This is a genomic window from Streptococcus pseudopneumoniae (genome assembly GCF_001070815.1).
GTDB lineage: Bacteria > Bacillota > Bacilli > Lactobacillales > Streptococcaceae > Streptococcus > Streptococcus pseudopneumoniae_P.
Genome location: NZ_JVLX01000004.1, coordinates 1 through 11,677, shown reverse-complemented (window position 1 = coordinate 11,677; position 11,677 = coordinate 1). Strand labels below are relative to the sequence as shown.

Annotated in this window: 9 protein-coding genes; 3 read left to right on the top strand and 6 right to left on the bottom strand. The window is 40.2% G+C overall.

All coding sequences use genetic code 11. The features are described 5' to 3' along the window. Positions 1 to 85: 85 nt before the first annotated feature. The 5 genes from ADG81_RS00565 to ADG81_RS00545 all read right to left on the bottom strand — a co-directional run bounded on the left by ADG81_RS00565 (position 86) and on the right by ADG81_RS00545 (position 5,545). Positions 86 to 1,072: a LacI family DNA-binding transcriptional regulator gene (locus tag ADG81_RS00565; protein WP_049550595.1), complete on the bottom strand. Its 987-nt coding sequence runs from the start codon at positions 1,070 to 1,072 to the stop codon at positions 86 to 88. 9 nt (positions 1,073 to 1,081) lie between these two features. Beyond that, positions 1,082 to 1,882: a DUF1189 domain-containing protein gene (locus tag ADG81_RS00560; protein WP_049515779.1), complete on the bottom strand. Its 801-nt coding sequence runs from the start codon at positions 1,880 to 1,882 to the stop codon at positions 1,082 to 1,084. 145 nt (positions 1,883 to 2,027) lie between these two features. Beyond that, a complete protein-coding gene (locus ADG81_RS00555) occupies positions 2,028 to 2,870 on the bottom strand; it encodes a sugar ABC transporter permease (RefSeq protein ID WP_033675775.1) in 843 nt (280 codons plus the stop codon). A 1-nt stretch (position 2,871) separates the two neighbouring features. After that, positions 2,872 to 4,164, bottom strand: coding sequence for a sugar ABC transporter permease (locus ADG81_RS00550; protein WP_049550594.1), 1,293 nt, complete (start codon positions 4,162 to 4,164; stop codon positions 2,872 to 2,874). A 109-nt stretch (positions 4,165 to 4,273) separates the two neighbouring features. After that, positions 4,274 to 5,545 (bottom strand): extracellular solute-binding protein, encoded by a 1,272-nt coding sequence (locus tag ADG81_RS00545; protein WP_000095466.1) that lies wholly within the window; start codon positions 5,543 to 5,545, stop codon positions 4,274 to 4,276. Positions 5,546 to 6,030: 485 nt separating this feature from the next. On the opposite strand from ADG81_RS00545, the gene malQ reads away from it, so the two are divergent. The 3 genes from malQ to ADG81_RS09955 all read left to right on the top strand — a co-directional run bounded on the left by malQ (position 6,031) and on the right by ADG81_RS09955 (position 10,282). Beyond that, positions 6,031 to 7,548 carry a 4-alpha-glucanotransferase gene (malQ, locus tag ADG81_RS00540; RefSeq protein WP_049550593.1) on the top strand — a complete coding sequence of 506 codons (1,518 nt, stop codon included), beginning with the start codon at positions 6,031 to 6,033 and terminating at the stop codon, positions 7,546 to 7,548. A 25-nt stretch (positions 7,549 to 7,573) separates the two neighbouring features. Beyond that, on the top strand, positions 7,574 to 9,832 hold the full coding sequence (locus tag ADG81_RS00535; protein ID WP_049550592.1) for a glycogen/starch/alpha-glucan phosphorylase: 2,259 nt from the start codon (positions 7,574 to 7,576) through the stop codon (positions 9,830 to 9,832). A 243-nt stretch (positions 9,833 to 10,075) separates the two neighbouring features. Next, entirely contained in the window at positions 10,076 to 10,282 is a 207-nt protein-coding gene (locus ADG81_RS09955; protein ID WP_045606609.1) for a membrane protein, read from the top strand. 340 nt (positions 10,283 to 10,622) lie between these two features. On the opposite strand, the gene ADG81_RS00525 is transcribed toward ADG81_RS09955, so the two are convergent. After that, on the bottom strand, positions 10,623 to 11,471 hold the full coding sequence (locus ADG81_RS00525; protein WP_049550591.1) for a putative RNA methyltransferase: 849 nt from the start codon (positions 11,469 to 11,471) through the stop codon (positions 10,623 to 10,625). Between the last annotated feature and the right edge of the window lie 206 nt (positions 11,472 to 11,677).

Genomic DNA, 11,677 nt, shown 5'->3' with positions numbered 1-11,677 from the left:
TTTGAGCAACCTGCGGCTAGCTTCCTAGTTTGCTCTTTGATTTTCATTGAGTATAATGACTAAAAAAACCAGCGTGAGCTGGTTTTTATTTTTCGATAATTTTGTGGGCAATCAACTGACGGTAACAAATTTGCTTATTGTTTTTATTATCATTAATAATCTGGAGAATAGTTTCAAGGGAAACACGACCAAGCTCTAAACTATTGATATCGACATAGGCTACCAAGTTGAGCTTGGGATTGACCGAGTCAAAGCTGAGAACAGGGACATCCAGTTGGTGCTTTGTGATATAATCACAGACCCCTTCAGCTAGGAGACTATCGGTTGTGATGATAGCATCGATTTGTGGATCATGCTGAAAGAGGAGCTTGCTAAATTGATACCCTTTTTCTTCTAGGAACTCCGTTGCAAAATAGGTTAAATTTCCATCAATAGGCAGTTGGTATTGCTTGAGCGCAGATTCGTAACCAGTTAGACGGTCTTGTGTAACGAAAAGTTTCTTAGCACCTCCGATAAAGGCAATTCGTTTACATCCTTTTTTGATGAAATATTCGGTTGCATCAAAACCAGCTTGGACATTGTCATTATCGACAAGAGGGATAAAGGGTGAAATGGATTTTCCTAGAATGAGGAAGGGGAACTGCTCTTCAGCTACCAATTTGACCAAGGGATCTTCCTCTTCGGCATAAAGGAAGATCAAACCATCCACACGTTTGCCGTAAACCATCTGTGAAATAGCTTTAAGACGCTCTTTTTCATCTTTCCCTGTTGCAATCTGAATAGCATAGTGGTTTTCAGAAGCGACTTGGGCAATACCACGGAGGACAGATGGGAAGAAAGGATTTTGATAGAAGGCGTCTGAGTCGTCGGGAAGGACCAAGCCGATAACTTGGGTATAACTGCTTACCAAACTACGAGCGTTGAGGTTGGGGTGGTAATTGAGTTCCTTCATAGCCTTGCGAACGCGTTTTTTCGTTTCGTCGCTAATGGTTGATTTATTTTGAATAACACGGGTTACGGTTGAAGGCGAAACACCAGCAGCCTTGGCCACGTCTTTAATCGTAACGGGCATAAAAATCTCCTATTTATGGTAATCTGGATCACGGAAATGCGTTTTATAAAAGATAGTGACCAGATATAGAACAAAAAGAATGTTTTGTACAGTGATGAGAGTTGTCATATTTTGGCCAAATAATCCCAAAATAAGCGTAATCAGAGTTGGTAATCCTAAACAGTTCAAGATAAAATGGTAGCACTCTTTAAAGGTTCTAAATGAAAAGAGGCGTGATTTCTTAGTGATATAAAGGAGAAGACTCGCTCCTAGAGAGACAATAAAGAAATTCAAACCAAAGAGGAAGCTCGCACCGAGAACTAGGAAGAGACTGATATAGACACGATTTTGCTGATACCAGTCTTTAGAAATGGCTTGGGTCAAGCTGTCTTTACTTTTGAAACTCTCAGTCTCAATCGCTCGGTAAGAGATACGGGTCAGCTCTTTACTTTCCTTGCTGATGACTAGCTCATTCGTATCGAAATGCAGTTGCAAGTCCTTAGGTAATTCCTTGCTTTGACTTGGACCGATCACAATAGAAGGCGCTTGACTAGATGTTCCAGTATAAGTTAATTTGCCATCAACAATTGTAGCGTGTTCAGAGAGATCCTGTACAACCTTATCTGTCAATGGTTCATAGACATTATCGATAAAGGTTTCTAGCGGATAAGTATCTTGTGAACTGTTTTGGATGGCAATAGGTACCATAGATAAGCTGATAAGGAAGATACTGGTAAAGAGAAGCTGAAACCAGTTGAGCCCGAAACGTTTGGACAGGGGCTTACGAAATCCCCAAATACTTGAAAAATAGGAAAATGGATATGGAAGCATAGGTATCTTTCTAAAAGGTGTTTTCTATATGAGTATTATTATATAGAGAAATGTGCTTTATTTCAAGTCTAGGAGAAAAATTGCTTGCTACAAGGATAGTTTTATAGTCACAAGCTTCAAAATGAAAAAGGGTGGCGGGGATATATTATCCCTTGTCGCCACCACTTGTAAGTCCTGAAACAAAGTTCTTTTGTAGGAAGAAGAAGAGAATACAGATTGGAAGGGCAATGAGGATAGCACCTGCTGAGAAGTAGGCAATCTTCAAGTTTTTCACATTGCTAACGAAGGTTTGGAGACCTACGGCAACAGTAAAGTATTCTTTCTCACGAAGCAAGAAACTAGAAAGGATATAGTCTCCAAAAGGTCCCATGAAGGCCCAGAGAGCTTGTACGGCAACCATTGGGCGAACAAGTGGAAGAACAATTTGCCAGAAGCGGCGGAAGTGTCCTGCACCGTCTAGTTTTGCAGATTCGTCTAGAGACATTGGCACTGTATCGAAGTAGCCTTTCATGAGCCAAGCATTCATCGGGATACCACCACCAACGTAGAGGAAGATGAGGAACCAGCTGTGGTTAAGGGCGTTCAACATAAGTGCCATAACGAAGAAGGCTGTCAAAGCGGCCATGGTTGGCACCATTTGGATAATCAAGAAGAAGACCAAACTTTGTTTACGAGCCAAGAAGTTGTAACGGCTGTAGGCATAACCAGCAAGTACGATGATGCTTGTTTGAACCGCCATGGTAATCAAGGCGATGATCAAGGTATTGAGATACCAAGTACCATATAGAGTTTCAGTAAAGAGTCCTTTAAAGTTATCAAAATTGAAGTCGATGTTAGTATCTAGTTTAAAGGCTGCGACGTTACCTGCTTTAAAGGCTGACATGATAGTAATCAACAGTGGATAGATAATCACGATCGATAGGCCAATTAAGTAGAGGTAAGTAAGGGTTTGAGTCAGTCTACGTTTGAGTTTAATTGAGTTATTCATCTTAGACGTCCTCCATATCAAATGCGTGTAGTTTCTTGAATGCGATCATAGAGATTGAGATGACAATGATAGAGATAATCAAGGTAACAGCTGCCGCCATTGAGTATTGAGGAGATGTACCTGTTGTCAAACGGTAGATCCATGAGATCAAGATATCGGTTGAACCAGCTCCACCTCCGACACTACCAGGTCCTCCACCATTGAAGAGGTACATGATAGAGAAGTTGTTAAAGTTGAAGGTGTATTGACTAATCAAAGTAGGTGCCGCAACAGCCAAGATCATTGGGAAAGTGATGTTGCGGAATTTTTGCCAAGCATTGGCACCGTCAATATAAGCTGCTTCGTAAAGGTCGTTAGGAATAGATTGTAAGATACCCAAGGTCAAAACGTAGATGTATGGGAATCCAAGCCAACCCTGCATCATAATCAAGGCAATCTTAGTCCAAGTTGGGTCTGTTTTCCAAGGAATAAGAGCACCATCAAGGAAAGGAAGGAATTTAGCTAAGATTGGCAATACTTGAGTGTTGATGGCTCCGACACTATCGTTAAACATATTTGAGAATGTCAAGATAGTGATGAAGGCTGGAACAGCCCAAGGAAGAAGGAAAATAACACCAAAGATACGTTTTCCTTTGATAAATGGTTGGTTAGCAATGATAGCTGTGAAGATACCGATGACGATCTGTAAAGTTGAGGCAGCCAAAGCCCAGATGATAGTCCAAGAAAGAACGGCACCGAAGGCAGAACGGAAGGTACTCAAACTCCAGATGTTCGTAAAGTTCGTCAAACCAACCCAGTCCAACAATTTGTTTGGTGGTAAGTGTTGGAAGTCATAGTTGGTAAAGGCGATCATCAAGGTTACGATAACTGGGAAGATAATCGCGAAGGTCATGGCAACATAAGATGGAATGATCAAGAGGTAAGGGAAACCATTTTCATAGATTCCTTTGACCATTTCTTTAAAGGTAAGTGCTACTGGAATACCATTATTAATGTGTTTGGCAGTTGTATGAGCATCTTTAATATTTGAGAAATAAAAGAGTACATAAACAACTACAAAGATTAAATGGAAGGCGCCACGAATCAGCATAAAGAGGGAATTGTCACGACCTGGCTTGTCACCAAGAGTGATGAGATTGCTCAATTCAGGGGCTGCAAGTGCTAGGAAATAAAGGACAAATACGATGGTTACACCAAGGAAGATAAAACCTTTGGCTTTTTGTTTATTGTAAATCTGTCCTAACCCAGGAATGATAGACAGCAGGGCTGCTTTACTAGGTTGTTGCTTTTCCATAATAACTCCTTTCATAGGATACCGCTTTTTATAAGAAAGCTAAATTATTTGTGTTTCTATTGATAAATTCAAAGGGGGATTTGATTTCCACCCCCCTTGAACAAATTTTTTATTCACCAAATTTTTGTTTGATTGTTTCTTTGATCAATGTTACAGCATCGTTAGCAGCTGTTTTAGCATCTTTCTTACCACTTACAGCTTCAAACAACATTGTTTTAGCTGGGTCCCAAACAGCTGACATTTGAGAGATGTTTGGCATTGGTTGAGCGTTCTTGAACTGTTTGATAACAGCTGTTGTCAACTCATCATTTTTACCTTCAGCGTATGAACGAGCTTCAGTGTTAGCTGGGATTTCATTAGTTTTATCGTAGAAGGCTTTTTGTTGTTCAGTTGAAACAAGGAAGTCTACAAATTTTTGAGCAGCTTCAAGGTTCTTAGTGCTTGATGGGATGATCCAAGCTTTACCACCACCAAATGCTGCGTAGTCTTTTCCGTTTGGAAGAGTTGGGATAGTTGCAACACCGTAGTTTACTTTAGCGTCTTTGAAGGCTTGGGCTTTCCAAGGTCCGTCGATGATAGCAGCTGTTTTACCTTCTTGGAATTGAGTTTGGATTAGGTTTCCAGCTCCTTCAGTATCTTGCATACCTTTAGGCCATTTTTCATACCAAGTTTTAGCGTATTCTACACCTTTGATAGCGCCGTCGTTTGCAAGACCGATGTCTTTAGCGTCTTTACCGTTTTGTCCGAATACGTAACCGCCGTTACCAGCAAGAAGTCCGTATGCAAAGTAGAAGTTTGTCCAGTCAGCTAGGAAAGCAGAAGTTTTTCCATCTTCTCCAGCGAATGCGTATTTGCTATCTTTAGCAAGGTTTTCCAAGTCAGCAAATGTTTTTGGAGCTTCTTTTACCAAGTCTTTGTTGTAGTACATAACAAGTGACTCGATAACGGCAGGAGCACCGTAAACTTTACCGTCAGCAGCTGTTACAAGAGATTTAGTTTTATCATCTGTTTTAGCACCGTCGCTCAATTTCACTTCTGAAAGTTGTCCGTCAGTACCAAGGCTACCTACACGGTCGTATGGAGCCATCATAACGTCAGGAGCTTGACCTGATTGGTTGTCAAGAGAAAGTTTGTCAAGCCCACCCATTTGGTCACCAGATTTGATGTTAACTGTTGTTCCTGATTGTTCTTTATAAGCTTTAGCTACTGTTTCAGCATAAGCTTTGTATTGGTCCTCAACGTAAAGAGTGATTTCTTTCGCTTCAGATGAACCAGAATCAGCAGGTTTATCAGCAGTTTTGCTTCCGCAAGCTACCAAAAGCAAGCTAGCAAGTGTAGCAGTTCCAAGCACAGCAGCGCTCTTCATGAATTTAGATGACATAGTGTATTCCTCCTAAAGAATAACAAATTTTATAATGAGGAAACGCAAACGTTTTCCTTTATGGGACTAGTATAGCACAAATAGAAAACGGTTGCAAGTGTTTTTTGTAAAAACTTTAAAAAAATTTCACGAAAAGGGTAAGCGTTTTATTTGTTTATAATAGAAGAAAAGTCAGAAAACATATTTTCATGATTTTACTGAAATTATTTAGGGAAACGATTGCCTAAATTTTGAACAAAAAATAAATTGCTCTAGACCAAACGTAGGCTAAGTTGAGCCTTCTATTTATAGTTGAAGAAGATTTTGTAAATAGAAAAGAAAAATGTATATGTATACATAAAGAAGGACAAATTTTTTTAAAAAAATAATCAAAAAGTTTTTTAAAAACGCTTGCATTTATCAAGAAAATAAGCTATACTAGTAATAGCGCAAACGTTTGCGTCCGAAAATGAAAATTTAAACTACAAATACACGAGGTGTTGTTTATGAAAAAACGTCAAAGTGGTGTGTTGATGCACATCTCTTCTCTCCCAGGAGCCTACGGAATCGGATCATTTGGTCAAAGTGCTTACGACTTCGTTGATTTCTTGGTCCGTACAAAACAACGTTACTGGCAAATCCTTCCATTAGGAACAACTAGTTACGGGGATTCTCCTTACCAATCTTTCTCAGCCTTCGCGGGAAACACTCATTTTATCGATTTGGATATCTTGGTGGAGCAAGGTTTGTTGGAAGCAAGTGACCTTGAAGGAGTTGACTTTGGTAGCGATGCGTCTGAAGTTGACTATGCTAAGATTTACTATGCACGTCGTCCTCTTTTGGAAAAAGCGGTGAAATGTTTCTTTGAAGTCGGAGATGTTAAAGATTTTGAGAAATTTGCTCAAGACAACCAATCATGGCTTGAACTCTTTGCAGAGTATATGGCTATCAAAGAGCATTTTGAAAATCTTGCTTGGACTGAATGGCCAGATGCAGATGCTCGTGCTCGTAAAGCTTCAGCACTTGAAAGCTACCGTGAGCAATTGGCAGACAAGTTGGTTTACCACCGTGTGACTCAATACTTCTTCTTCCAACAATGGTTGAAATTGAAAGCTTACGCTAACGACAACCACATCGAAATCGTTGGAGACATGCCAATCTATGTAGCGGAAGATTCAAGCGATATGTGGGCAAATCCACATTTGTTCAAGACAGATGTCAACGGTAAGGCGACTTGCATCGCAGGATGCCCACCAGATGAATTTTCTGCAACTGGTCAGCTTTGGGGTAACCCAATCTATGACTGGGAAGCAATGGACAAAGACGGCTACAAATGGTGGATTGAACGCTTGCGTGAAAGCTTCAAAATCTACGACATCGTTCGTATCGACCACTTCCGTGGTTTCGAATCTTACTGGGAAATCCCTGCTGGTTCCGATACAGCAGCACCTGGTGAGTGGGTGAAAGGTCCTGGCTACAAGCTTTTTGCAGCCGTTAAGGAAGAACTTGGTGAGCTAAACATCATCGCAGAAGATCTTGGTTTCATGACTGATGAAGTGATCGAATTGCGTGAACGTACTGGCTTCCCAGGAATGAAGATTCTTCAATTTGCCTTCAACCCAGAAGACGAAAGCATCGATAGCCCACACTTGGCACCTGCTAACTCAGTTATGTACACAGGAACACATGATAACAATACGGTCCTTGGTTGGTACCGTAACGAGATCGATGATGCGACTCGTGAATACATGGCTCGCTACACTAACCGTAAAGAATACGAAACAGTGCCACACGCTATGCTTCGTACAGTCTTTTCATCAGTTAGCTTCATGGCAATTGCAACTATGCAAGATTTGCTTGAATTGGATGAGGCAGCTCGTATGAACTTCCCATCTACCCTTGGTGGAAACTGGTCTTGGCGTATGACTGAGGATCAATTGACACCAGCTGTCGAGGAAGGCTTGCTTGACTTGACAACAATCTATCGCCGAATCAATGAAAATTTGGTAGAATTAAAGAAATAATACAATATCAGGAGACACCTTAAACATGTTATCACTACAAGAATTTGTACAAAATCGTTACAATAAAACCATTGCAGAATGTAGCAATGAAGAGCTTTACCTGGCTCTTCTTAATTACAGCAAGCTTGCAAGCAGCCAAAAACCAGTTAACACTGGTAAAAAGAAAGTTTACTACATCTCAGCTGAGTTCTTGATTGGTAAACTCTTGTCAAACAACTTGATCAACCTTGGTCTTTACGACGATGTCAAAAAAGAACTTGCTGCTGCAGGTAAAGACTTGATCGAAGTTGAAGAAGTTGAATTGGAACCATCTCTTGGTAATGGTGGTTTGGGACGTTTGGCTGCCTGCTTTATCGACTCAATTGCAACTCTTGGTTTGAATGGTGACGGTGTTGGTCTTAACTACCACTTTGGTCTTTTCCAACAAGTTCTTAAAAACAACCAACAAGAAACAATTCCAAATGCATGGTTGACAGAGCAAAACTGGTTGGTTCGTTCAAGCCGTAGCTACCAAGTACCATTTGCAGACTTTACTTTGACATCAACTCTTTACGATATTGATGTTACTGGTTATGAAACAGCAACTAAAAACCGCTTGCGTTTGTTTGACTTGGATTCAGTTGATTCTTCTATTATTAAAGATGGTATCAACTTTGACAAGACAGATATCGCTCGCAACTTGACTCTTTTCCTTTACCCAGATGATAGTGACCGTCAAGGTGAATTGCTCCGTATCTTCCAACAATACTTCATGGTTTCAAACGGTGCGCAATTGATCATCGACGAAGCAATTGAAAAAGGAAGCAACTTGCATGACCTTGCTGACTACGCTGTTGTACAAATCAACGATACTCACCCATCAATGGTTATCCCTGAATTGATCCGTCTTTTGACTGCACGTGGTATCGAGCTTGACGAAGCAATCTCAATCGTTCGTAGCATGACTGCTTACACTAACCACACAATCCTTGCTGAAGCCCTTGAAAAATGGCCTCTTGAATTCTTGCAAGAAGTGGTTCCTCATTTGGTACCAATCATCGAAGAATTGGACCGTCGCGTGAAAGCAGAATACAAAGATCCAGCTGTTCAAATCATCGATGAGAGCGGACGTGTTCACATGGCTCACATGGATATCCACTACGGATACAGTGTTAACGGGGTAGCAGCACTCCACACTGAAATCTTGAAGAACTCTGAATTGAAAGCCTTCTACGACCTTTACCCAGAAAAATTCAACAACAAAACAAACGGTATCACTTTCCGTCGTTGGCTCATGCATGCTAACCCAAGACTATCTCACTACTTGGATGAGATTATTGGAGAAGGTTGGCACCATGAAGCAGATGAGCTTGAAAAACTTTTGTCTTATGAAGACAAAGCAGCTGTCAAAGAAAAATTGGAAAGCATCAAGGCTCACAACAAACGTAAATTGGCTCGTCACTTGAAAGAACACCAAGGTGTGGAAATCAATCCAAACTCTATCTTTGATATCCAAATCAAACGTCTTCACGAGTACAAACGCCAACAAATGAACGCTTTGTACGTGATCCACAAATACCTTGACATCAAAGCTGGTAACATCCCTGCTCGCCCAATCACAATCTTCTTTGGTGGTAAGGCAGCTCCAGCCTATACAATCGCTCAAGACATCATCCACTTAATCCTTTGCATGTCAGAAGTTATTGCTAACGATCCAGCAGTAGCTCCACACTTGCAAGTAGTTATGGTTGAAAACTATAACGTTACTGCAGCAAGCTTCCTTATCCCAGCATGTGATATCTCAGAACAAATTTCACTTGCTTCTAAAGAAGCTTCAGGTACTGGTAACATGAAATTCATGTTGAACGGAGCTTTGACTCTTGGTACTATGGACGGAGCTAACGTGGAAATCGCTGAGTTGGTTGGAGACGAAAATATCTACATCTTTGGTGAAGATTCAGAAACTGTTATCGACCTTTACGAAAAAGCAGCTTACAAATCAAGCGAATTCTACGCTCGTGAAGCTATCAAACCATTGGTTGACTTCATCGTTAGCGATGCAGTCCTTGCAGCTGGAAACAAAGAACGCTTGGAACGTCTTTACAATGAATTGATCAACAAAGACTGGTTCATGACTCTTCTTGACTTGGAAGACTACATCAAGGTTAAAGAACAAATGTTGGCTGACTACGAAGACCGTGACGCATGGTTGGATAAAGTCATTGTTAACATTTCTAAAGCAGGATTCTTCTCATCTGACCGTACAATTGCTCAGTATAACGAAGATATCTGGCACTTGAACTAAGATACAAGTTTATACTACTACCAATTGTAAAAAAGCGAGTTTCGATTGGAATTCGCTTTTTTAAATGCTGTGGATTTGGGTCAATCTTGTCTAAAAATAGGGAAATCCTAGATACAGTGAAGGCTTAAAATGCTGTTTTTTACTGTCTTCAACCTCATGTTTATTCGTAGTTGATTACCTCATACCCCTTGTATTCGCTTACATAAAGTATTATAATATGATTGTAGGAAAGAAGGTGTTTTTATGTGGAAAAAATATTTTTCAAAATATAAATGGACGGATTTATTTTGGATTCTATTTGTTATTTTAACATGCCTCTTGGCGGGTAATAGTAATCTTTACCCCCTTACCCATCAAGAAATCTCTTATCATGGGTGCTTATCGGGAATTACACTTGCCTTATTTCACTTGCTATTTATTGATAAGTTTGTTATCTCGAATCGAAAATAAATATGAGGTATATGCCTGACAGCCTACTGTTAGGATTGATTTTGGAGGAAAGATTTTGTCTCTATTATTTATTGCTTTAAATTTATTTATTTTGTACAAGATCTATTCTTTGAGGCGGGAGAAATCGAAATACTTGATTTATACGGCCTATATCATATTTGGAGTAAATGTAATATATGGTATTCAATGGTTATTAAGAGAACTGATTTCAACTAATTCCCCTTAATGTGTATGGAAACTATAACAAAACGCATAAGATTAAGGTTTTGAGCACCTGTTCTTATGCGTTTTTGTAATATTGAGGATTTTCAGTAAGTTTTCTACCTTTGCGAAGTCTCGTTTAGAATGTTTTCCCAACAAGGATCTCCGCTTCGATGGTAATCTCTGTCAGTTGGTTCCAGTCAATCTTTCTCTGGTCGACGTGAAAGAGAAGAGGTGTCATGCTGAGTAGGGCTTGGAGCTGCTCTGCTGTTATAGTCTTAGTCAGAGAGGCTGTTTGACTAGATAGGATGGTAAAGTGTTCTTGGAAATGATTTTTGATATCTTGATTAGAATAATTCTTGTTTGTCAACTGGTCCTGTACCCTTTGACGGATTTCTTTGAGATGATTTTCAGTTGGGATAACCTTTATCAAGATACCGTCTTTGGATAAAACGCGACGAAATTCTCCATAGTTGGCAGGTGAAAAGATATCAAGCAGAATATCCATGCTGGCGTCTTTTATAGGGAGGCGAGCTAGGTCACCAACGAACCAATTGACTGCCCAGTTGGGTTCGCTCTTGGCAGCGATTTGGACGGAATCTTTGGAGATGTCAAAGGCATAGAAGGTTTTGTCGGGATGACTTTCTTGGAGTTTGCGAGAGTAGAATCCTTCGCCACAACCGATATCTAAAATTGTTTTGGCATTTTTTGAGTTTGAAAGTAAATCAGAAACGACCTCTAGAATAGCCTGATAAAAGCCGGCTTCTAGGATTTGTTGACGGTTTTGAAAGTTTTCTTTGTCGTAGTTAGCAGATTGCTTGATTTGAGGTGCCAGATTGACATAGCCAAATTTAGCCAAGTCAAAAGAATGGCGATTGCTACATTTGAGACTGCTCTCTACCAGAGTCAGATTTTCTTGGCAGATAGGACAGGCAAAGGCAGTCGCAGCAGTGAAGCGCTGAAGTTTGGGTTTGAGATTTGTATTCATAGTTTAAGTGTATCAAAAGAGGCAAGTGAAAGCAACTTTAGGAGTAAGTAGATGGGAGATTCAGTAGAAATAAAACTAATACTCTTCGAAAATCTCTTCAAACCACGTCAACGTCGCCTTGCCGTAGGTATGGTTACTGACTTCGTCAGTTTTATCTACAACCTCAAAGCAGTGCTTTGAGCAACCTGCGGCTAGTTTCCTAGTTT

Coding starts and splice junctions, on each gene's coding strand:
- ADG81_RS00535 (WP_049550592.1), top strand. CDS start 7,574: ATGTTATCACTACAAGAATTTGTACAAAATCGTTACAATAAAACCATT.
- malQ (WP_049550593.1), top strand. CDS start 6,031: ATGAAAAAACGTCAAAGTGGTGTGTTGATGCACATCTCTTCTCTCCCA.
- ADG81_RS00560 (WP_049515779.1), bottom strand. CDS start 1,882: ATGCTTCCATATCCATTTTCCTATTTTTCAAGTATTTGGGGATTTCGT.
- ADG81_RS00550 (WP_049550594.1), bottom strand. CDS start 4,164: ATGGAAAAGCAACAACCTAGTAAAGCAGCCCTGCTGTCTATCATTCCT.
- ADG81_RS09955 (WP_045606609.1), top strand. CDS start 10,076: ATGTGGAAAAAATATTTTTCAAAATATAAATGGACGGATTTATTTTGG.
- ADG81_RS00555 (WP_033675775.1), bottom strand. CDS start 2,870: ATGAATAACTCAATTAAACTCAAACGTAGACTGACTCAAACCCTTACT.
- ADG81_RS00525 (WP_049550591.1), bottom strand. CDS start 11,471: ATGAATACAAATCTCAAACCCAAACTTCAGCGCTTCACTGCTGCGACT.
- ADG81_RS00545 (WP_000095466.1), bottom strand. CDS start 5,545: ATGTCATCTAAATTCATGAAGAGCGCTGCTGTGCTTGGAACTGCTACA.
- ADG81_RS00565 (WP_049550595.1), bottom strand. CDS start 1,072: ATGCCCGTTACGATTAAAGACGTGGCCAAGGCTGCTGGTGTTTCGCCT.